Annotated in this window: 22 protein-coding genes; 7 read left to right on the top strand and 15 right to left on the bottom strand. The window is 68.1% G+C overall.

Annotated features, from left to right (window positions below; all coding sequences use genetic code 11):
* Nucleotides 1–138: 138 nt before the first annotated feature.
* Together Q0653_RS01955 and Q0653_RS01950 are read left to right on the top strand one after the other, a co-directional pair.
* A complete protein-coding gene (locus tag Q0653_RS01955; RefSeq protein ID WP_298741454.1) occupies nt 139–411 on the top strand; it encodes a hypothetical protein in 273 nt (90 codons plus the stop codon).
* 37 nt (nt 412–448) lie between these two features.
* Nucleotides 449–1,546, top strand: coding sequence for a GNAT family N-acetyltransferase (locus Q0653_RS01950; RefSeq protein WP_298942213.1), 1,098 nt, complete (start codon nt 449–451; stop codon nt 1,544–1,546).
* Nucleotides 1,547–1,788: 242 nt separating this feature from the next.
* Here Q0653_RS01950 and mutM read toward each other — a convergent pair whose 3' ends face one another.
* From mutM to Q0653_RS01920, 6 genes are all read right to left on the bottom strand, one after another.
* Nucleotides 1,789–2,682: a bifunctional DNA-formamidopyrimidine glycosylase/DNA-(apurinic or apyrimidinic site) lyase gene (mutM, locus tag Q0653_RS01945; protein ID WP_298741458.1), complete on the bottom strand. Its 894-nt coding sequence runs from the start codon at nt 2,680–2,682 to the stop codon at nt 1,789–1,791.
* A complete protein-coding gene (rnc, locus tag Q0653_RS01940; RefSeq protein WP_298741460.1) occupies nt 2,675–3,367 on the bottom strand; it encodes a ribonuclease III in 693 nt (230 codons plus the stop codon). Before rnc ends, mutM begins: the two co-directional genes overlap by 8 nt.
* Nucleotides 3,368–3,383: 16 nt before the next feature.
* A complete protein-coding gene (gene rpmF / locus Q0653_RS01935) occupies nt 3,384–3,593 on the bottom strand; it encodes a 50S ribosomal protein L32 (protein WP_100810879.1) in 210 nt (69 codons plus the stop codon).
* A gap of 2 nt (nt 3,594–3,595) precedes the next feature.
* Nucleotides 3,596–4,144, bottom strand: a complete 549-nt coding sequence (locus Q0653_RS01930) for a YceD family protein (RefSeq protein ID WP_298942209.1) — start codon at nt 4,142–4,144, stop codon at nt 3,596–3,598.
* A gap of 70 nt (nt 4,145–4,214) precedes the next feature.
* Complete coding sequence (gene coaD / locus Q0653_RS01925) at nt 4,215–4,709, bottom strand: pantetheine-phosphate adenylyltransferase (protein WP_298942207.1); 495 nt, start codon at nt 4,707–4,709, stop codon at nt 4,215–4,217.
* Nucleotides 4,710–4,718: 9 nt separating this feature from the next.
* Entirely contained in the window at nt 4,719–6,884 is a 2,166-nt protein-coding gene (locus tag Q0653_RS01920) for an ATP-dependent DNA helicase RecG (protein ID WP_298942205.1), read from the bottom strand.
* A 30-nt stretch (nt 6,885–6,914) separates the two neighbouring features.
* Between Q0653_RS01920 and Q0653_RS01915 the strand changes: the two genes are divergently transcribed.
* Both Q0653_RS01915 and rsmD read left to right on the top strand, forming a co-directional pair.
* Nucleotides 6,915–7,493: a 1-acyl-sn-glycerol-3-phosphate acyltransferase gene (locus Q0653_RS01915; protein WP_298741471.1), complete on the top strand. Its 579-nt coding sequence runs from the start codon at nt 6,915–6,917 to the stop codon at nt 7,491–7,493.
* Entirely contained in the window at nt 7,490–8,047 is a 558-nt protein-coding gene (gene rsmD / locus Q0653_RS01910) for a 16S rRNA (guanine(966)-N(2))-methyltransferase RsmD (protein ID WP_298942203.1), read from the top strand. Before Q0653_RS01915 ends, rsmD begins: the two co-directional genes overlap by 4 nt.
* A 1-nt stretch (nt 8,048) precedes the next feature.
* Here the strand turns inward: rsmD and thiL are convergent, their stop codons facing one another.
* On the bottom strand, nt 8,049–9,032 hold the full coding sequence (gene thiL / locus Q0653_RS01905) for a thiamine-phosphate kinase (RefSeq protein ID WP_298741475.1): 984 nt from the start codon (nt 9,030–9,032) through the stop codon (nt 8,049–8,051).
* 22 nt (nt 9,033–9,054) lie between these two features.
* Between thiL and Q0653_RS01900 the strand changes: the two genes are divergently transcribed.
* The gene (locus Q0653_RS01900) at nt 9,055–9,525 is read left to right on the top strand and encodes a DUF3515 family protein (RefSeq protein WP_298741477.1); all 471 of its coding nucleotides are present in this window, start codon (nt 9,055–9,057) and stop codon (nt 9,523–9,525) included.
* Nucleotides 9,526–9,527: 2 nt separating this feature from the next.
* Here the strand turns inward: Q0653_RS01900 and Q0653_RS01895 are convergent, their stop codons facing one another.
* The 7 genes from Q0653_RS01895 to Q0653_RS01865 all read right to left on the bottom strand — a co-directional run bounded on the left by Q0653_RS01895 (nt 9,528) and on the right by Q0653_RS01865 (nt 17,314).
* Nucleotides 9,528–10,610: a D-alanine--D-alanine ligase family protein gene (locus Q0653_RS01895; RefSeq protein ID WP_298942200.1), complete on the bottom strand. Its 1,083-nt coding sequence runs from the start codon at nt 10,608–10,610 to the stop codon at nt 9,528–9,530.
* Entirely contained in the window at nt 10,516–11,643 is a 1,128-nt protein-coding gene (locus Q0653_RS01890) for an NAD(P)H-dependent glycerol-3-phosphate dehydrogenase (RefSeq protein WP_298942198.1), read from the bottom strand. The genes Q0653_RS01895 and Q0653_RS01890 overlap by 95 nt, the downstream gene beginning before the upstream one ends.
* On the bottom strand, nt 11,633–12,397 hold the full coding sequence (locus Q0653_RS01885; RefSeq protein ID WP_298942197.1) for a lysophospholipid acyltransferase family protein: 765 nt from the start codon (nt 12,395–12,397) through the stop codon (nt 11,633–11,635). The genes Q0653_RS01890 and Q0653_RS01885 overlap by 11 nt, the downstream gene beginning before the upstream one ends.
* Nucleotides 12,398–12,402: 5 nt before the next feature.
* Nucleotides 12,403–13,779 carry a UDP-N-acetylglucosamine 1-carboxyvinyltransferase gene (gene murA, locus Q0653_RS01880; protein WP_298741483.1) on the bottom strand — a complete coding sequence of 459 codons (1,377 nt, stop codon included), beginning with the start codon at nt 13,777–13,779 and terminating at the stop codon, nt 12,403–12,405.
* Between the two features lie 68 nt (nt 13,780–13,847).
* Complete coding sequence (gene leuD, locus Q0653_RS01875) at nt 13,848–14,444, bottom strand: 3-isopropylmalate dehydratase small subunit (protein ID WP_298741485.1); 597 nt, start codon at nt 14,442–14,444, stop codon at nt 13,848–13,850.
* 1 nt (nt 14,445) lies between these two features.
* Nucleotides 14,446–15,891 carry a 3-isopropylmalate dehydratase large subunit gene (gene leuC / locus Q0653_RS01870; protein WP_298741487.1) on the bottom strand — a complete coding sequence of 482 codons (1,446 nt, stop codon included), beginning with the start codon at nt 15,889–15,891 and terminating at the stop codon, nt 14,446–14,448.
* Between the two features lie 313 nt (nt 15,892–16,204).
* Complete coding sequence (locus tag Q0653_RS01865; protein WP_298741489.1) at nt 16,205–17,314, bottom strand: TerC family protein; 1,110 nt, start codon at nt 17,312–17,314, stop codon at nt 16,205–16,207.
* Between the two features lie 236 nt (nt 17,315–17,550).
* On the opposite strand from Q0653_RS01865, the gene Q0653_RS01860 reads away from it, so the two are divergent.
* Nucleotides 17,551–18,111, top strand: a complete 561-nt coding sequence (locus Q0653_RS01860) for a sigma-70 family RNA polymerase sigma factor (RefSeq protein WP_298741491.1) — start codon at nt 17,551–17,553, stop codon at nt 18,109–18,111.
* Complete coding sequence (locus Q0653_RS01855) at nt 18,108–19,199, top strand: DUF4349 domain-containing protein (RefSeq protein WP_298942193.1); 1,092 nt, start codon at nt 18,108–18,110, stop codon at nt 19,197–19,199. The genes Q0653_RS01860 and Q0653_RS01855 overlap by 4 nt, the downstream gene beginning before the upstream one ends.
* Nucleotides 19,200–19,208: 9 nt before the next feature.
* On the opposite strand, the gene Q0653_RS01850 is transcribed toward Q0653_RS01855, so the two are convergent.
* Complete coding sequence (locus tag Q0653_RS01850; RefSeq protein WP_298942192.1) at nt 19,209–20,678, bottom strand: NAD(P)/FAD-dependent oxidoreductase; 1,470 nt, start codon at nt 20,676–20,678, stop codon at nt 19,209–19,211.
* Nucleotides 20,679–20,752: the final 74 nt, after the last annotated feature.

The following is a 20,752-nucleotide window of genomic DNA, read 5'->3' as shown; positions in this document are numbered from 1 at the left end:
TGCTGCTTCTTCCGCCGGTATTCCGGCCGTCCGCCGGGTCTGTCGGCGCTTCGCTGGCTCCGGCATCCGCACGCCGTCCGGGCATCACCGGACCGGCTGAGTGCTCTGCATCCATCTTCTTCTCCGAAGGCACACACCGTGAAGACGACCACGTCCGAGACCCTACGGTCCGGGCCGCTCCGCCCATCCGACACCCTCCGATTGCCGGGTCGCACGCCGCGCACGGCGCTCCCCGATCGCCTCGCCATGCGCGTGGCGCTCTGGCTCGTACTGTGGGGAACGCGCCCTGCGCGCGCTCCCCACAGGCGCGTCGCACGCGATGACCTCTGGCTCGCTCACCGTCGGGATGTCGATCGCGCCGCACGCGAACAGGCCTGGCTGGCCCTCGCGCGTCAGACGCATCCCTCCTGACCTCGCTCTCTCCGAAAGGCCCCGTCCGCGGGACATCATGAACACACACATCTCGACCGACAGCACCGTCTCGTTCGATCCCGTCGCTCTTCCGACCGCGTCGGACGAGGGGCTCTCTCCCGACTTCGAGGAGATGACGCGCGTGCGCAACGCCGTCCTCCGCGAGGTCATGGGGTCGGATGTCGACGCCCAGACTCCCGAGGATCTGGCGCCCTTGTTCGTTCCCGACCCCGACGAACTGCGCTACCTGTGGCTCATCCGTCGGGGCGGGGAGGTCATCGGCCGACTCGGCGTGGACATCCCACAGATCGACGGTTCGCGCACCACCTTTTGGTTTCTCGACATTCTGGCCGCGCACCACGGGCAGGGAATCGGCACCCGTGTCCACGCGGAGATCGTCGAACCGACCGCACGCGCGCACGGCCGCACCGTTCTGCAGACCTGGGCCCAGCACGCCGAAGAGCCGGGAGAAAGGCTCGCCTCTCCTGCCGGCCTCGGCTCGGTGCCCCGAGACCATGCCGCGCGGTTCGGGTTGGCCCTCGGCTACACCCTCGCTCAGGTCGAACGGCGTAGCGAGTTCGATCTGACGACGGGTCTGCCACACGTCGAAGTTCTCTTCGCCGCCGCGCAGACCGCCGCCGAGGGGTATCGAATCGTCCAGTGGCAGGTGCCCACCCCGGCGGAGTACGTCGAGGACTACGCCTGGCTCAAGTCGCGGATGAGTACAGACGCGCCGGCCGCGGATCTGGAGTGGGACGAGGAGCCGTGGGATGCCGAGCGCATCGCTCGACACGATGCGACTCTCGTGCGCGGCCAGGGCGGGCGAGCTCTCGTGACCGCTGCGCAGCACATCGAGACAGGACGCCTCGTCGCCTTCAACGAACTGACGATCCAGTCCGACCCGGAAGGGGTCACGTCGCAGGAGGACACGCTCGTCCTGACAGAGCACCGAGGCCATCGCCTGGGAATGCTCGTGAAGTGCGCCGGGCTGCTCGCGTGGCCGGCTCTCGCACCCCTCTCGACCCGCGTGGTCACCTACAACGCCGAGGAGAACCGTCCCATGCTCGATGTGAATGAGGCGATCGGCTTCGTCCCGGTGGCCTACGAGGGCGCGTGGAAGAAAGTGCTCGAATGAGTGGATGCTCGGCTGCGCCGTCCACTATCCCCCGACCCTCGGTCCGTATTCAGTCTGCGCACATGCCCTCGGCCCACTCAATCCCGGAAGTCCGAGGGTGCGGCGCCGTCACGTCAGCAGCGAGACTGAATACGGACCGGGCAGTCCCCGAGCGGGTGGCGCCCGACGTGGACGAGCGGATCGGGGTCACTCCCCTCACCGTCGCGGGCGCGTGGGAGCGACGCCTGTGACCGGGCGCGCACTCACACCTGCCGCTGGCACCTCGGGCAGAAGTGTGAGCCTCGGTTCATGAAATTCTCCCGAACGATCGGAGTCCCGCAGCGCGGGCACGGCTTTCCCTGACGCCCATACGCAGTCAAACTGTGCGCAAAGTACCCCGCCTGCCCGTTGACGTTGACGTACTGGGCGTCGAAACTGGTCCCGCCTTCGGCGAGGGCCTTCTCGAGCACGGCCCGCACCTCCAGGAGGAGGCGGATGACTGCACGCGGCGTCAGTGACGCTGCCGGCGTCTCCGGATGGATGCGGGCTGCCCACAGTGCCTCATCGGCGTAGATGTTCCCGATGCCGCTCGCGACCGTCTGATCCAGGAGGACCCGCTTGATGGCGGACACTTTCCGCCGCACCCGCGCAGAGAATGCACTTCCATCGAACGCAGGATCGAGTGGATCGCGAGCGATGTGGGCGACTTGCTGTGGCACCGTCGGCGCATCTGTCCCCCACCCGCCCGCCGCTCCATCGGCCGTCGGGACGAGGGTGTCGATCGCGAGCGAGCCGAACGTGCGCTGATCGGCGAACACGATCGCCAATTCTCCGTGCAGGGGGTGAAAGATGTCCAGGCGGATGCGTTCGTGTCGCTCGCCCGCGGCGCCCGGAGCACGCAACAGCATCTGGCCACTCATCCCCAGATGGACGAGAAGCGCTTGGTCCACGCCCTCGATGGGCAGCCAGAGGAATTTGCCCCGGCGAGCGGCACCGACGAACCTGCGACCGGTGAGAGTCGCGTCAAAGTGTGATCCATCGCCGAGATGCCGAGTGAGCGCACGTTCATCCTGGACCGTGACGCCGGTGACGGTGCCCCCCGTGACGGCGGGGGCGAGCCCTGCGCGGACGACCTCGACTTCGGGGAGTTCAGGCACGGTCGGACAGCGCGTGCCAGACGGCGAGAGCCGCCGCCATCTCCGCCTGCTTCTTGCTGGAGCCCACGCCCGAGCGCTCCACCTCGCTGACCGCGACGGTCGCCGTGAACATGCGATTGTGGTCGGGGCCTTCGGCGGTCACCGTGTAGACCGGCGGGGACATGCCGAGTTGAGCCGCGCGTTCCTGCAGGCTGGTCTTCGGATCCATCGCCGCCCCGTACCGTTCCGGGTCGGCCATGAGCGGCGCGACGAGACGCAGGACCAGCGCGCCGGATTCTTCCGCTCCCGCGGAGAGGAACGCTGCGCCGATGACAGCTTCCATCGTGTCAGCGAGGATCGAGTCCTTGTCGCGACCGCCGGTCTGGTCCTCGCCACGTCCGAGGCGCACGTGCGCACCGAGGCCGATCGAGCGCGCCACCTCGGCGAGAGCGACAGTGGACACCACACTCGCCCGCCGCTTTGCGAGAGAGCCTTCGTCGAGCCCCGGATGAGTGGTGAAGAGGTGCACGGTGACGGCCTGCCCCAAAATCGAGTCACCGAGAAACTCGAGCCGTTCGTTGTGGGCGAGGCCCCCGTGCTCGTACGCGTACGAGCGATGGGTCAGCGCAAGCGACAGAAGCTCGGGGTCGATATCGACCCCGAGCTTGTCGGTGAGCATCGAGTGCTCAGCAGAAATGTTCGTCACGGCTGTGCCGCGATGATCAAACGTCGGCGACCTTGCGGCCCTTGTACTCCAGGAACAGTTCGGTTCCCTGCGAGTCGGTGACGACCTTCGCCTGGTGGGGACGGCTGTAGACGACCTTGCCGTTCTCAACGGTCTTGACGAGCGCGATCGGCTCGGCCTTCCACTGCGCGCGACGCGAACGAGTGTTGGAGCGGGAGACCTTCCGCTTCGGGGGGTTACCTGCCATGGCTAGCTCTTCTCTGTGTTGGAGGCGGCGCGGCGCGGGGCCTCGTCCTCTGGGTCTGGGGTGAGGGCCTTTAGCGCGGCCCAGCGCTCGTCGATCGGAATCTCCGGCTCGGCTGTTTCGGTCAGCTTGTCACCCGTGGCCGGATCAAGGCCCGGACAATCCGGCTGACACACCGGCTGGAACGGAAGCGACAGGACGATCGAATCCCTGACCAGACTTTCAAGATCCACGTGGTCGTCTTGAACGTCGAAGTCAGTCCCTTCCTCCCCAGGATACCCGAAGAGTTCCTGAAACTCGACTTCCAGCGACTGGACGATGTCGATGAGGCACCGGCCGCAGACACCGGAGTACTCCGTGACGATGTCGGCGGTGACGAGGATCCCCTCGTGCACGGCCTCCAGGCGCACCGAAAGGTCAAGCGGTTCACCCTCCTGGACGGCGACGAGTCCTTCGCCCCATTTCTCGGGCGCATCGACCGTGCTCTCGAACTCCCGCATTTCGCCCGGGTGTCCCACGATGTCGCGCACCGGATAGCTGAACGGACCGCTCACATGCCTTCTTTTGACCACCACGCCATGCTATCGGCCACCGGCTGGGCGAAGGCTCGGCGCGCGAGAGGTCTCAGCGCTCAGCGCCGGTCGAGAGGAATCGGGCCACCGGGCCTGGGACGAACGGCGACACGTCGCCGCCGAGCCCGGCGACCTGTCGCACCAACGAACTCGAGACGAGCGCGTGCGACGGATCGGGCAGCAGGAATACCGTTTCGATGTGCGCCAGGTGCCGGTTCACGATCGCCATCGGCGTCTCGTAGGCGACATCCACCTGCGAGCGGATGCCTTTGACGAGGACGCCGGCTCCGACGTCCTCGGCGTAGTCGACGAGGAGGCCCATACTCCACGAGGCGACGATCACGTTGCCCTCAACGTTCTCGTCCGCGATCGACTGTTCCAGCAGGGCCAGCCGCTGAGCGATCGGCAGCATCGCCTCTTTACCAGGATTGTGGACGACGAGAACGTGCAGCTCGTCGTACAGCGCCGCCGCGCGCCGGATCACATCGAGGTGTCCGAGGGTCGGCGGGTCGAACGAACCGGGAACCACGGCGATGCGGTTGCTCATGCGTCCATCCTAGTTTTTGGCGAGCGCTGCGCGCTCCTGCTGCCCCACGCGACGGGTGATGGATGCCGCCAATCCGGGATGGCGCAGGAGCGCAGGGTCACTCTCGAGCACGCCTTCGGCAGCCGCTCGCGCGAGAGAGATGAGATCGGCATCCGTGACGACACGGAGCAGCCGCAAGGACGAGCGCACACCGGACTGCGCATCACCCAGGACGTCACCCTCGCCACGAAGTTCGAGGTCGACTTCAGCCAGCGCGAATCCGTCGGTCGTTGCGGCGACCGCCTCGACACGCGAGCGAGCGGGCGTGCCGCCCTGTGCTTCGGTCACGAGCAGGCAGACGCCGGGAACGGACCCTCGACCGACCCGACCCCGCAGCTGGTGAAGCTGCGAGACACCGAACCGATCAGCCTCGAGAATCACCATCGCCGATGCGTTCGCGACGTCGACACCCACCTCGACCACGGTCGTCGCGACGAGGACGTCGATCTCTCCTCGAGCGAACGCCTGCATCGTGGCGTCCTTCTGTTCGCCGGGCATCTTGCCGTGGAGAATCTCGACACGGATCCCGGTGTACGCAGGGTGGCGTGCCAACAGTGCGTGGACCTGCACGACACCCCACCGGGTGCGCTCCCCCTCCCCCTCGAGGGCCGGCGCTTCGGGCCCCGGCTCGACACCCGCTTTCGCTGTGGCCTCCGCGTCGATCGCCGCGCACACGACGAAGGCCTGGTGACCGGCGGCGACTTCTTCGGCCACCCGCTCCCACACCCGGCCGAACCACGCGGGCCTCTCGGCAAGGGGGGCGACATGGCTCGCGATGCCGGCGCGGCCGCCGGGGAGCGTGCGGATCGTCGACACATCGAGATCACCGAAGACGGTCATGGCCACCGTGCGCGGAATCGGGGTCGCCGTCAACACGAGGACGTGAGGCGCCGTGCCTTTGGCACGCAAGCTCTCGCGCTGCTCGACGCCGAAACGGTGCTGCTCGTCGACGACCACGAGGCCCAGGTCGGCGAAGGTCGTCGATTCGCTCAGAAGCGCATGAGTGCCCACGACGATCCGCGCCTGCCCTGCCGCCACGCGTAGCGCCGCCTTCCGTCGCTCCGCCGCGGACTGTTGCCCGGTGAGAAGAGTCGGCATGAGCTCGGGAGCGAGCTGGGGACCCAGCATTCTCGCGATCGAGCGGAGGTGCTGTCCCGCGAGCACTTCGGTCGGCGCGATGAGGGCGCTCTGCCCGCCGGATTGCGCGACCTGCAGCATCGCACGAAGCGCGACCAGGGTCTTGCCCGATCCGACCTCGCCCTGCACGAGCCGGTTCATCGGCCATTCACCCTCGAGGTCTGCCGCGATCCGCCCGCCCACCGCAGCCTGATCCGGGGTCAGCTCGAACGGGAGGCCGGCGTCGAACCGTGCCAGAACATCGCCCGCGGGGCGGGCCGTCGCCGCCATCGCCCGCACGAACTGCCGCTGCTGCAGAAGAGCCGCCTGCAGCACGAACGCTTCGTGCATGCGCAGGGTCGCGCGCGCCGGTTCGATCTGGTCCGGAAAGTCCGGACGGTGGATGCGTTCGATCGCGGTGCGCGCATCAAGCAGCCCCTGAGCGCGTCGGAACTCATCCGGTAGCGGGTCGGGCACCTCCTCGAGCACATCCAGGACGACCTTCATCGTCTGCGCGATCTGCCAACTCGTCACGGTGCTGGTGGCCGGATAGATCGGAATCGGCTCGTTCTGGTGCGCAACCGCGGTGAGTCGAGCAGCATCCACGTCGTCGAAGAGCTGGTAGTCCGGGTGCGCGAATTGCAGCTGGCCTTTGAAAGCGCCGACCTTGCCCGAGAAGATGCCCTGCCGCCCCACGACCAGGTCGTTCTGGCGCCACGGCTGGTTGAAGAACGTGAGACTGAGCACCCCCGCACCGTCGCTGATGACGACTTCCAGCAGCATCCCCTTGCGCTGACGCATCTGCCGGGTCGAGACGCTGCGCACCTCGGCGACGATCGTGACCTGCTCCCCCAGCGGCAACGAGGCGATCGGAGTCAGTTCACCGCGTCGCGCGTACCGACGCGGGTAGTGGTCGATCAGATCACCGACGGTGGCCATCCCGAAGGCCCGCGACAGCGCGGTCGCGGTTTTCCCACCCACGACACCCTCCAGGCGTGTCTCCAGGGTCACCGCGGGCATGGAATGAGTCTAGGGACGTAGGGTGACAGGGTGATCCGCCGAACACTCGCCCGCGCATATTGGGCACTCAGCCGCTGGCGCCTGCGCACCCAACCCGCCCCGACGCGGCCCACGATCCTCATCGGCGCACCCCACACGTCGAACTGGGACTTCGTGCTGATGCTCGCCATCTCCTGGCGCCTGGGGATTCCGATCCGGTGGCTGGGAAAAGAGAGCCTTTTCGCGGGATGGCGCGGGCCGATCATGCGGGGACTCGGCGGCATCGCCGTGGATCGATCCGACGCCGGCCGAGTCGTCGCCGACGTCGTCGCTCAGGTTCACGCGGGCGAGGTCTTCGGGCTCGTCGTGACTCCGGACGGCACGCGCGGCGGCAACACGCACTGGAAGAGCGGGTTCTACCGCATCGCGCGTGAGACCGGGATGCCGGTCACGCTCGGCTATGTCGATCGGACGACCATGACCACCGGACTCGGCCCGACGATCGATCTGACCGGCGACGTGGCTGGCGACATGGATCGCATCCGTGCGTTCTACGCCGACAAGGCGGGACTGCGCCCACATCTGCGCACCGAGCCTCGACTCCGAGACGAGAGCACGTCAGCGTCGTGACCAGAATCATTGCCGGCCTCGCCAGGTCGTTGACGCTGGTCGTGCCGGATGCCGGGACGAGACCCACGAGCGACCGTGTGCGCGAGTCGTTGTTCGGAGCACTGGAATCCGCGGACCTCCTCCACGAGGCTGTCGTACTCGATCTGTACGCGGGATCCGGCGCGCTCGCGCTCGAGGCGATCAGTCGCGGCGCCGGACAGGCGGAGCTCGTGGAGAAGTCTCCGCGAGCGGCGGGGGTTGCCGAGCGGAACGCCCGCACGGTGGCGCGCGCCGTGCCCGATGCCCGCATTCGCGTGCACCGCGCGAGCGCGGACGCGTTCCTGCGAACGACCTCCGTGACGTTCGATCTGGTCTTCATCGATCCGCCGTATGACATCTCCGACGCCGACATCGCCGCGACGCTGGCGCTCCTTCCGCCGCGTCTGAGCCCCGGCGCTGCCGTGATCGTCGAGCGGTCCTCCCGCTCGCCAGAGCCGATCCTGCCCGCGGGCGTGACGATCGAGCGATCCAAGACCTACGGCGATACGACCCTGTGGTGGGCATTCGCTGGGTGACTCACCCGCGATGCGCGTCCCAGTCCCGGTAGGGATCCCATCCGCCGCGTCCGGAGGAAGCGACTCCCCCCACCGTCACGGCGGCCTCGCCCGCCGCGATGACGGATCCGACGCGCACGAACTCTTCCGGGATCACCGCTGTCGGCGGGAAGCAGGCCAAGAGCGCGTGGTCCTCGCCACCTCGGAGCGCAGCATCGTCCAGCGGCCCGTCGAGGGCGACCGTGACCCCCGACGACTCGGCCAGGCGTGTCGCATCGAGCAGGAGCCCATCCGAGACGTCCATGAGCGCGCTCGCCCCGGCGCGCGCAGCGATCGGCCCCAGGGCGATCGGGGGATGCGGGCGCAGCTGCGCGGCAAGGTCTGAGCGCTCCGCCGCGGTCAGGAGGCCGGCATCCACCGGTCGCGGGCTGCCGTCGGGCTTCCGGAAGCGATCGAACAGGATCGCCAGCCCTCGCGCGGCGGCGCCGAGCTCCCCCGCGACCGCGACGATGTCGCCCGGCCGGGCCCCCGACCGCAGCACCGGCGCGACGCCGTCGAGCACACCCACTGCCGTGACCGCGATGGTGAGGGTATCGGATGCCGTGAGGTCTCCCCCTTCGATCGCGCAGCCCGGCGCGAGGGTGTCGCAGGCGGCGCGCAGGCCACGGGCAAGGTCGTCCACGAAGGAGGCCGGGAGCGTCTCGGGCAGCGTCAGGGCCACCAGCAACGCCGTCGGGCGCGCGCCCATCGCGGCGATATCGGCGAGGTTCACCGCCGCAGCCTTCACCCCGAGGTCGTAACCACTCGACCAGGCCAAGCGGAAATCGGGTCCGTGTACCAGCGTGTCGGTCGTGAGCACGACGCGCCCCCCGGGTACCGCGAGGACGGCGGCATCGTCACCGGGACCGACCTCTGCCTGCGAGGCCGCGCCGACGATGCCCAGGATCCGGGCGAGGAGCGCGCGCTCCGACAGGTCACCCACGGTCGGCTCGCGCTCAGTCTCCATGCCTCCACGGTAACCTGGTCAGGTGTTCCGACTGCGCGCGACCGTGCCCCTCCTGGCCGCCGCCGTCCTCGCGGCGAGCCTCACCGGCTGCTCCACGACGGTCGCGATGGAGCCGGCATCCGAGGCGAACGACCCGGGATGCGCGGCGGTCACCGTGCGCCTCCCGGACAGCGTCGATGGCCAGGACCGTCGGTGGACCGATGCACAGGCCACCGGCGCGTGGGGATCGCCGACCTCGGTCTTGTTCACCTGTGGCGTCGCCGCCCCGGGCCCTTCCACCCTGCCGTGTCAGAGCGCCGGCGGCGTGGACTGGCTGATCGACGACTCCGAGGCGCCGAACTATCGGTTCACGACGTTCGGGCGCACCCCGGCCGTCGAGGTGTATCTCGACTACGACGTGGTGAGCGCCCGCACGGTGCTCGACGCTCTCGGCACAGCGGTACAGCAGCTTCCCGCGGACGGCAGCGTCTGCACGGAGCGCCCCACGGGCTGACCTCAGCGCACCTCGGCGAGATCGATCAGCTCACTGAGCAGGTTCTCGTACGACATCCCCGAGGCGATCCAGCACGTCGGGAACATCGAGATCGGGGTGAACCCGGGCATCGTGTTGACCTCGTTGACGAAGAACTCGGTCCCGGTGAAGAAGAAGTCGACCCGGGCAAGCCCTTCACCGCCGACCGCCTCGAAAGCGCGCGCCGCAATCCGCTGCATCTCGGCGAGTTCGCCGGGGGCAAGCTCCGCCGGGCAGACGAGATCGATCCCGGCGGCGCCCTGGTACTTGGCCTCGAAATCGTAGAAGTCACGGCCCGTGATCACGATTTCGCCCGCGACGCTGACTCGGGGCGCACCGCCGTCCCGGCCGGCGAGGACTCCGCATTCCACCTCTCGTCCGGTCACGGCCTGTTCGACGAGAACGGTCCGGTCTTCGGCGAATGCCGTGCCCAGTGCGGCGTCGAGCTCGCTCCAGTCCGAGACTTTCGAGACGCCGACGCTCGATCCCGCTCGAGCCGGCTTCACGAAGGCCGGAAGTCCGAGCGCGTGGATGCGTCGCTCCCACAGTTCGCGGTCACGCGCGAGGTCCCGCTCGGTCACGGTGACCCACGGGACGACCGGAACCCCCGCCGAACGCAGGATGTTCTTCGTCGTGTTCTTGTCCATCCCGATCGCCGACATCAGCAGCCCCGCACCGACGTAGGGCAGATCCAGCAGCTCCAGGAAGCCCTGGATCGTGCCGTCCTCTCCGAAGCGCCCGTGCAAAATGGGGAACACGACATCGATGTTGCCGAGCGAGCGGGTGCCGTCGGCATCCACCACCTTCAGCTCGCGGGAGCTCGCGGAATCCGGCCAGATGATCCGCGTGCCGTTGTCGCGCACGTCGGGCAGGGTGCCCGGAGCGAGCGCGAATTTGTCGGGATCGTCGTCTTCCAGGATGAAGGCGCCGTCACGCGTGATCCCGATGGGGATCACGTCGAACCGCTCGCGATCAATCGCGCGCAGCACGCCCCCGGCCGTTGCGGAACTGATCGAGTGTTCGCTGGAGCGACCGCCGAAAAGCACCGCCACTGCCGTCTTGTCCATGCTGGGTCCTCTCACCCTTGGGCTTGTCGTCCGTCGTCAGGTGCGGAGCGATATCACGCGGATTCATGGTGCCGTCCAGCACCATCTTCACTTGCTCGACGATGGGCATCTGCACACCCGCCTCGCGGGCGAGCTGCAGGATCGGCGCGACCGACGCGAGCCCCTCGGCCGTCTGGTTCATCTGCTTGACGACATCCTGAAAGCTGTAACCCTGTCCGAGCAGGCGGCCGGCGGTGTTGTTGCGGCTGAGCGGGGACTGGCAGGTCGCGATGAGATCGCCGAGTCCCGCGAGCCCTTGCAGCGTTTCGGGCTGAGCCCCCTGCGCGACCGCGAAGTCCGTCATCTCGACGAGTCCACGCGTGATGATGGATGCCTTCGTGTTCTCGCCGTAGCCGACTCCGTCGACGATGCCGATCGCAACGGCGATCAGGTTCTTCAACACACCGCCGAACTCGGTGCCGATGACGTCGGTGTTGACGAACGTGCGGAAGTAGGCGTTTCGGGAGCGAAGCGCGACAGCTTCTGCGGTCTCGCGGCTCGTCGATGAGATGACCGCGGCCGTCGGCTGCTCACGCGCAATCTCGAGCGCGAGGTTCGGACCCGAGGCGACCGCGATGCGCGAGGGGTCGCAGTGCAACTCCTGCTCGATGACCTGGCTCATGCGCAGACCGGTGCGCTTTTCCACCCCCTTCATCAGCGAGATGATCGGTGCATCCGTCTGGGCGACGAGGGGCCGTACGGCCTTGAGATTCTGCCGAAGGGCTTGACTGGAAATCGCCAGGTAAATCTGGCTGGCTCCGTCGAGCGCTTCGGACAGGTGCGTCGTCGCCGACATCGTGCGCGGGAGGTTGATCCCCGGGAGGTATTCGCTGTTGCGCTTGCCCTCCTGGATCTCCTGGGCAAGCTCAGACCGGCGCGCCCACATCACGACGTGGGCTCCGCCGTCGGCGAGGACCTTGCCGAACGTCGTGCCCCAGCTTCCCGCGCCGATGACGGCGACCCGCGGCAGTGCGGAATCGACTCTACGGTTCAAGGCGTCCCGTCTCTCTCTGTCCGTGCGCGGCGGGGTTCCAGCGCTCGGCGGGCGGGGTGAGTCCGCGGAGTTCTCCGAGGAGCGCAGCCACATCGGCCATGACCACGTCGGTCGCGGCGACGAGCTTGGCGGATCCCGAAGCCCCTCGGAAAGCGGACAGATCGCTCGCGGGTCCGAGGCGCACCTGCACGCGCTTTCGGGGCGGCCAGAAGCTGAGCTTCCCGTACCGCGGCATGATCTGATCGACGCCCCAGGTCGCCACCGGGATCACCGGTATATCGCCGGCGATCGCAAGACGCACCGCGCCGGTCTTGCCGCGCATGGGCCACATGTCGGGATCGCGCGTGAGGGTGCCCTCGGGATACACGATGACCCCGCGTCCGTGCTCGACCAGGCTTTCGGACTGCTCGAGCGTCTGTTTGGCCGCTGCGGCCGAGGACGATCGTGCGACCGGGACCATGCCGGTGGCGCGCAACGCCCAGCCCAGGACCGGCACGCGGAAGAGGCTCTCTTTGGCCATGAACCGTGGCGCCCGCCCGAGGCGCCAGGTCGCCACGGCAAGAACCAGCGGGTCGAACTCGCTGTAATGATTCGGGGCGAGCACATAGGGACCCTCGACCGGAAGGTGTTCCTGGCCCGTGATCTCGATCTTGGCGAACCACCCGGTCACAGGGATCGCGATGGCCGCGAGCGGCCAAAACACCGTCGGCCGCGACTTCTCGGGCGAAATCTGCCGACGAGGGGACTTCGACACTCCACTCACCCGACGACGTCGAAGTCGGCGCCGACGTCGGTGAGCTTGTCGAGGAACTTCTCGTAGCCGCGGCGGATGATGTCGACGTTGCGGACCGTCGACGTGCCCTCGGCCGCGAGTGCCGCGATGACGTACGAGTACCCGCCGCGGAGGTCGGGGACCACGACGTCCGCGGCGTGCAACGGCGTCGGTCCGTTGATGACGGCCGCTTGCTCGAGCGCGCGGCGCGGAACACGGCGGTCGTCGCTGGCGATCCCCTCCGGGTGGACCACGATGTCCGCGCCCATCTGCACGAGCGCACGCGTGAAGCCCAGCCGGTTCTCGTACACCGTCTCGTGGACGACCGAGGTGCCCTCGGCCTGCGTGAGGGCCACGATGAGCGGTTGCTGCCAGTCGGTCATGAAGCCGGGGTGTACGTCGGTCTCGACGACGACCGGCTTCAGCGCTCCGCCGCGGCGGAAACGGATGCCATCCTCCGCGATGTCGAAGTCTCCGCCCGCCTTGCGGAAGACGTTGAGGAATGTCAGCATTTCCTGCTGCTTCGCGCCGCCGACGAAGATGTCCCCGTCCGTGGCGAGCGCCGCGCACGCCCACGATGCGGCCTCGTTGCGGTCGAAGATGCAGCGGTGATCGTAGCCACGCAGCGAATCGACTCCCTCGATGAAGATGACCCGGTTGGGCTCGTACGAGATGATCGCGCCCATCTTCTGCAGCACGGCGATGAGGTCCATGATCTCAGGCTCGATCGCGGCGTTGCGCAGTTCTGTCGTTCCTTTCGCGCGGACGGCCGTCAGGAGGACCTGCTCAGTGGCACCGACGCTCGGGTACGGAAGCTCGATGTCCGCTCCCGTCAAGCCTTCTGCCGGCGCCGACAGGCGGATCCCACTCGGGAGCTTTTCGACCGTGGCTCCGAACGCACGCAAGGCATCGAGGTGGAAGTCGATCGGTCGATCGCCGATCCGGCATCCACCGAGGTCCGGGATGAAGGCCTGACCCAGCAGGTGCAGCAACGGGCCGCAGAACAGGATCGGGATGCGGGAGGCCCCCGCGTGCGCGTCGATCTCCTCGAAGTGAGCGGACACGGCGCCGCGCGGGTCGAGCCGGAGCACGCCGTCGCCGTCGTCTTGCACGGTCACACCGTGCACCTCGAGCAACGAGCGCACGACGTGCACATCGCTGATGTCCGGTACGTCGCGCAACACGCTCTCGGTCTCGCCGAGAAGAGCGGCCACCATCGCCTTTGTGGCGAGGTTCTTCGCCCCCTTGACCTCGACGCGGCCCGAGAGCGGGCGTCCGCCGCGGATCGTGAGCGCTTGACCGGGCGATACGTTGCCGCCCGAGCCGGGCTGGGACGATGCCGACTGGCTGAGAAGGGTATTCATCGAGGGAACCTCACTTGTTTCTCGAGGATGCAGACAGCGACGCCCCGGGGTGTGGGGCGTGCTCCGGGCTACGGAACGGGGATCGTCCGTGGTCGCCACGCCTCACGGCGCGCCTCGAACTGCGCGATCTTGTCCTCGTTGCGCAGCGTGAGCCCGATGTCATCGAGCCCTTCGAGGAGCCGCCACCTAGTGTAATCGTCGATCTCGAAAGCCACTCGGAGGTCGCCGATGACGGCGGTGCGCTCCTGCAGGTCCACCGTCATCGAGATGCCCGGTTGCGCCTGGATTGCTGCCCAGATCGCCTCGATGTCTGCCTCGGTCACGACACCCGTCACCAGACCCTGCTTGCCCGCGTTGCCGCGGAAGATGTCGGCGAACTTCGGACTCAGCACGACGTGGAAGCCGAAATCGCGGAGCGCCCAGACGGCGTGCTCGCGACTGGAGCCGGTGCCGAAGTCGGGCCCGGCGACCAAAATCGACGCGCCCTGGTAGGCAGCCTGGTTGAGGATGAATTCGGGATCCTGGCGCCAGTTCGCGAACAACGCGTCGTCGAAGCCCGTCTTCGTGACCCGCTTGAGGTAGACGGCCGGGATGATCTGATCCGTGTCGACCGCCGAGCGTGTCAACGGCGCGGCGATCCCGGTGTGGGTGTGGAACTTCTCCATGTCAGGCCTCCACTCGCTCGATCGCGGGCACATCGCTCGGACTCGCCAGGTGGCCGAGCACGGCCGTCGCGGCAGCGACGAGCGGCGATACGAGATGCGTGCGGCCGCCCTTGCCCTGGCGCCCCTCGAAGTTCCGGTTGCTCGTCGACGCGCACCGCTCACCGGGCGCGAGCTGATCGGGGTTCATCCCGAGACACATCGAACACCCCGCGAAACGCCACTCGGCACCGAAGTCGGTGAACACCTTGTCCAGGCCCTCGGCTTCGGCTTCCAGGCGCACGCGCGCGGAGCCGGGGACGACCATGACGCGAACGCCGTCGGCCTTGGTGCGACCTTCGACGATCGACGCGAATTGGCGGAGGTCCTCGATACGGCTGTTCGTGCACGATCCCATGAACACGGCATCCACCGGAACCTGCTTCATCGGCGTACCGGCCGTCAGATCCATGTACTCCAACGCCCGCTCGGCCGCCGCGCGCTCGTTCGGGTCGGCGAAGGATGCCGGGTCGGGGACGACGTCGCTCAGCGATACGCCCTGACCGGGATTCGTGCCCCACGTGACGAAGGGCTCGAGGGCGCCCGCGTCGAGGAAGACCTCGGCATCGTACACGGCACCGTCATCGGAGGGCAGGGTCCGCCAATAGGCGACCGCTTCATCCCAGTCCGCGCCCTGCGGGGCGTGCGGCTTGTCCTTGACGTACGCGAACGTCGTCTCATCGGGAGCGATCATGCCGGCGCGGGCGCCGGCTTCGATCGCCATGTTGCAGATCGTCATGCGACCCTCCATCGAGAGGGACCGGATGGCAGAGCCGCGGAATTCGAGCACGTAACCTTGACCGCCGTTCGCCCCGATCTTGGCGATGATCGCGAGGATGATGTCTTTCGCGCTCACGCCGGGGGCAAGCTCGCCCTCGACCGTGATCGCCATCGTCTTGAAGGGCTTGAGGGGCAGCGTCTGGGTCGCCATGACGTGCTCCACCTCGCTCGTCCCGATCCCGAACGCCATGGCGCCGAATGCGCCGTGGGTCGAGGTGTGCGAGTCGCCGCAGACCACCGTGATGCCCGGCATCGTGAGACCCAACTGGGGCCCCACGACGTGCACGATCCCCTGCTCTTTGTCGCCCAGCGAGTGCAGGCGCACCCCGAACTCCTCCGCGTTGCGGCGGAGCGTCTCGATCTGGGTACGGCTGGTGAGATCGGCGATCGGCTTGTCGATCGCGAGGGTAGGCGTGTTGTGGTCCTCGGTCGCGATCGTCAGATCGACGCGGCGCAACGGGCGACCTTCCGCGCGGAGACCGTCGAAAGCTTGGGGGCTCGTGACCTCGTGCACCAGGTGCAGGTCGATGTAGATGAGGTCGGGCTGACCGTCCTCACCCTTGACGACGAGGTGGTCGTCCCAGACCTTCTCGGCCAAGGTGCGCGGATGCTCGGAAATAGGAGTGCTCATGATGTCTCGTTCTTGTCGACGTCGGATGTGCCCGCGAAGGACTCCGCGACGAGAGTGGGCTCAGAGCGAGATCTCGTCGCGGCCGCTAAGGAGAAGTCGAGCGATCCGCACGACGCTCACATTACCACCGCCGCATGGACACCCGTGCGGTTACACCCGGCGCGCGGGGTGCCCGACATCCGCCCGACACCACCCCGGGAGCCTCACGATCTCCGCAGAAATGCGCGAACTCCGCACCGGATACGGCCATCCGGTGCGGAGTTCGCAACATTCTGCGGCGTTCGTGCGCCGCGCGGAGCGGCTGACGGCGAGCTCAGCGCGCGTCGGTGGGGGGCTGCTCGACGGTCGGCGGCGTGCCCTTCTCGTCGGCGACCTTCTCGGCAGCGGTGACCGGAGTCTGCTCCGGTGCGGCTTCGGCGTCGATGCGGCCGGCGGTGACGGGAGCTGCCTTCCGCTCCCGCGAGGACGCGATGAGGCTCGCGACGGTCGCGACGATCATCGAGACGATGATGACGCCCAGCGACGTCCAGGTGGAGATCTCCGGAGCCCACTCGATGTGCTCGCCGCCGTTGATGAAGGGCAGTTCGTTCTCGTGCATCGCGTGGAAGACGAGCTTCACACCGATGAACGCGAGGATGAACGCGATGCCGTAGTGCAGATACTTGAGACGGTCGAGCAGGTCCCCCAGCAGGAAGTACAGCTGTCGCAGACCCATCAGCGCGAACAGGTTCGCGGTGAAGACGATGAACGGGCTCTGGGTGATGCCGAAAATCGCCGGGATCGAGTCGAGCGCGAACAGCAGATCGGTCATGCCGATCGCGGCGAAGACGATGATCATCGGAGTGAACATCTTCTTGCCGTTCACCACGGTGCGCACCTTCGCTCCGTCGTACTCGTCGGAGATGTCGATCGTGCGGCGCAGGAGGCGAACGATGAAGCTCTCCTGCTTCACGTCGGAGTCGTGGTCCCCGCCGGGGAACGCCTGGCGCCACGCGGTGAAGACCAGGAACGCACCGAAGATGTAGAACACCCAGCTGAACTGCTCGATGATCGCCGCGCCCGCGAGGATGAACAGGCCACGCAGGATCAGCGCGATGATGATGCCCACCATCAGCACCTCCTGCTGGTAGCGGCGCGGGACCGAGAATTGGCTCATGATCAGGACGAACACGAACAGGTTGTCGATCGACAGGCTGTACTCCGTCAGCCAGCCTGCAATGAACTGACCCGCGTACTCACCGCCGGCGAAGTACCACATCAACCCCGCGAAGATCAGCGCCAGCGTGACGTAGAACACGACCCACAGGGTCGATTCGCGGGTCGACGGAATGTGCGGACGCTTGAGGATCAGCAGCAAATCGGCGATGAGGATGAGCGTCAGCACGACGAGCGAGCCGACCTCGAACCAGACAGGGAGGTCCATGTGGGCCTTTCGGAGGGGTGGAAGAACGTCGAAAGTCTCTCCCCCGCGTGAGCGCGGCGCGCGCCCGGAGCCTCGACTGCAAGGCCCGTACTGACGGACGCGCGAGGACGGGATACTCCCTCTCGCTCGCACAAGAATACAGTCCCCGCCACGCGGTACCGTCCATCTGAGACGATCACCGCGCGACCGACACTCTTCTCCCAGGAGGGGTCGCTCTCCCAGACGACAAGGACACGATGGCTGAGACCGTGACGCACGGCGATGCAGAACTGGTCGCCGCCGCAGCGGCGGGGAGCGACCATGCCTTCCGCCAGCTGTACCGCGCCTATGTACGGCCGGTGTTTTGGCTCGCGCATGGTCTCCTGGGGTCACGCACGGATGCCGAAGATGTCGCGCAAGAGACGTTCTTGGCTGCATGGCGGAAACTGCCGGAACTCGACCTCGTCGGTGACTCGCTGCTCCCCTGGCTCGTGACGATCTGCCGGTTCCAGTGCGCCAACCGCATCCGCCGCCAGCAACGTGACCGCGCGCACCTGACGCCGGCGGCCGACGAGACGCTACCGGCGGTCGTGGACGTGGAATCCCAGGTCATCGACGCGGCTCTCGTGGAACGCATTCTGCAGGAGGTGGGAACACTCGGTCTGCTCGATCAGAAGATCTTCCGTCTGTGCGCCGCCGATGGATACGCGTACCAGGCGGCCGCCGACCGGCTCGGTGTGAGCCACGGTGTCGTCCGCAATCGTCTGTCCCGCATCCGCACTCACCTGCGGAACACGATCGAACCGGAGGGGACATGAACACCGACGAGGTGACACTGCCCGCGTTGAGCGATGCACGTGTCGAAGAGATGGAGACGGCGCTCTTCAGCCAGATCGCTATGGAGCGCCGCGACGAGCGGGCGCGTCTGGAGCGCGCGCGCGTCCGGGCGGTCCGCCGTGGACGATGGTGGATGGGCGGCGCCGCCGCCGCCGCGGTCGTCGCCGTCGCGGCGATCATCGCCCCGCAGGTGCTCTCCGGCATTCCGGGACCGTCGGGCTTTGCCGGGTCGGCAGACTCAGCCGCGGTGGCCCCGGCATCCGGCGCGGAGATGGGCGGAGCGCCGCTCACCGACGCCAGCGGCGGCGCCGCGCGCACGGAAGCCGGCGTCTCGGACACGGAGCGAGAGATCGCGGTGTCCGCGTCCGCGACGGTCGAGGTCGACGATGCCGCCGAGGTAGCGACGTCGATCGGTGAGGCAGCTGTGCTCGCCGGGGGCTACGTCGAAACGATGAGCATCGGCTCGTCCGCGCCGGTGGCCCCGCTCGCCACGACGGACATGTACGCCCCCCTGCCGACCGGCACGTGGATCACCGTGCGGGTGCCGTCCGACCAGCTCACCGCGACGCTGTCGGGTCTCGGAGAACTCGGAACGCTCACCTCTTCGCAGATCGATCGACGTGACGTCACGACCGAAGCCGTCGACCTCCGTGCGCGGGTCGCAGCGCTGGAAGGCTCGGTCGCCCGGCTCACCGAACTCCTGGCGGAGAGCGCATCGACCGCCGACCTGATTGCTGCGGAGTCGGCTCTCTCGCAACGCCAATCGGAGCTCGACTCACTGCGTCAACAACTGACGTGGCTCGAGGGCCAGGTCGACATGGCGAGCGTCATGATCACCCTCGTCGAGCCGGCCCCCGCCGTGACCGCCGACCCGGCGGGCTTCGGCGACGGGGTCGCGGCCGGCTGGTCGGGGCTCGCGGCGACGCTGAACGGGATCGTCATCGCGATCGGGTTCCTCCTCCCCTGGCTCGCGGTGGCCGCTGTCGCCGGCACCCTCATCTGGGCGGTGCGTCGCGTCGTGCGCGCACGGCGTTCGAGCGCGCCGAAGCACACAGCCGCTGAGGACTGATCATCGCGGTCAGGCCCGCGGTGACAGATCGGGCGCCGTGCGGATGCCGAACTCACGGCGCAGTGCGCTTCGCGCAGCGTGCCAGCCGGCGAGGCCGTGGACTCCCGGTCCGGGCGACGTCGACGCCGAGGCGAGATAGATCCCCGGGATCGGTGTCCGCCACGGATCGGCACGGAGAACCGGGCGGCCGACAAGCTGGGCGAGCGTCGGCGCACCGCCGGAGATGTCTCCGCCGACGAGGTTCGGGTTGAGATCCGCCATCTGCCGCGCGGTGCGCGCGGACACCGCGAGGATCGTGTCGCGGAAGTGCGGAGCGAATCTCTCGATCTGAGAGATCACCGCCTCCCGGCGGTCTCGCGAACTCCCGGCGGGAACGTGCGTGTAGGTCCACAGCGTGTGCCGGCCTTCGGGCGCGCGCGTCGCGTCGAACACGGACGGCTGCGCGGCGAGAACGTACGGGCGCTCCGGATGCGTGCCCGCGAGCACCGCATGCTCGGCCGCGATCATGTCCGCGCGCGTGCCCCCGAGGTGCACGGTGCCGGCCCTGCGGAGTTCCGCATCGGCCCAGGGCACCGGCTCGCTGAGGGCGAAGTCGACTTTGGCGACACCCGCCCCGTAGCGGAACCTCTCCATCGCGCGCCGGTACGGCGTCGGCAGGAGCGGCCCCGCCCACCGGGCGAAGGCGCGCGGGGTGACATCGAGCAGCGTCGCGCGTGCGCGCGGGAGCGCCGCGAGGCCCGTGACCTCATGGTCGGTCACGATCTCACCACCGTGCTCCTCGAGATCGGCGACCATCGCCGCGACGATGGCGCCGCTTCCCCCGATCGGCACCGGCCATCCTTCGGCGTGCGCGTAGGTGGACAGCACGAGCCCCGCCCCTGCGGCGGCGACGCCGGGGTGGCGCAGCAGTGAGTGCGCGCTCGCTCCGGTCAGCAGCGCCGGCGCCGCGTCACCCCGGAACCGGATGCCCCACGCACCGCTCCCCTGCTCGAGCGCACGCGCGGAGAGAACGGCGGCCGCGACCGGGTCAACGGGGACGCGGAGGAGCGATCCACCCGTGATATCCGCAACGCTGACGGCGCGATCGACGAGGGGGCGCAGGAGCCGAGCATAGGCACGTCCATCTCGGCCGAGCCCGGCGGCTGTCCGATCGAGGTCGCGGTAGGCGATCGCGGAGCGGCCAGCGCTGAGCGGCTGCGCGAACGACACGTCTGGTGTGACGAAGCGCACGCGATCACGCAGGCCGAATTCGCGGAAGAACGCGGACATGAACGCCAGCGGGTGGATCGCGGCACCCACATCGTGGTGAAACCCCGGGAGCGTCAGCTCGCGCGTCGCGGCGCTGCCGCCGGGCCAGGCGGCCCGCTCGTATACCCGCACACGCAGCCCGGCGCGCGCCGCAGTGACGGCGGCCGCGAGCCCGTTGGGCCCAGCGCCGACGACGACGACGTCGATACCGGCGTCTGGGCGGGGCGCCATGCGGTCCTCCCCTGCTCCTCGACGTCATCGGGATACGGAAAAAGCCTCGACCGTTCGGTCGAGGCTTTTTCCTG

The organism is uncultured Microbacterium sp. (assembly GCF_947488465.1).
In the GTDB taxonomy this organism is placed as follows: domain Bacteria; phylum Actinomycetota; class Actinomycetes; order Actinomycetales; family Microbacteriaceae; genus Microbacterium.
The sequence above is the reverse complement of the archived record's forward strand: the minus strand, read 5'-3'. Positions and strand labels throughout refer to the sequence as shown.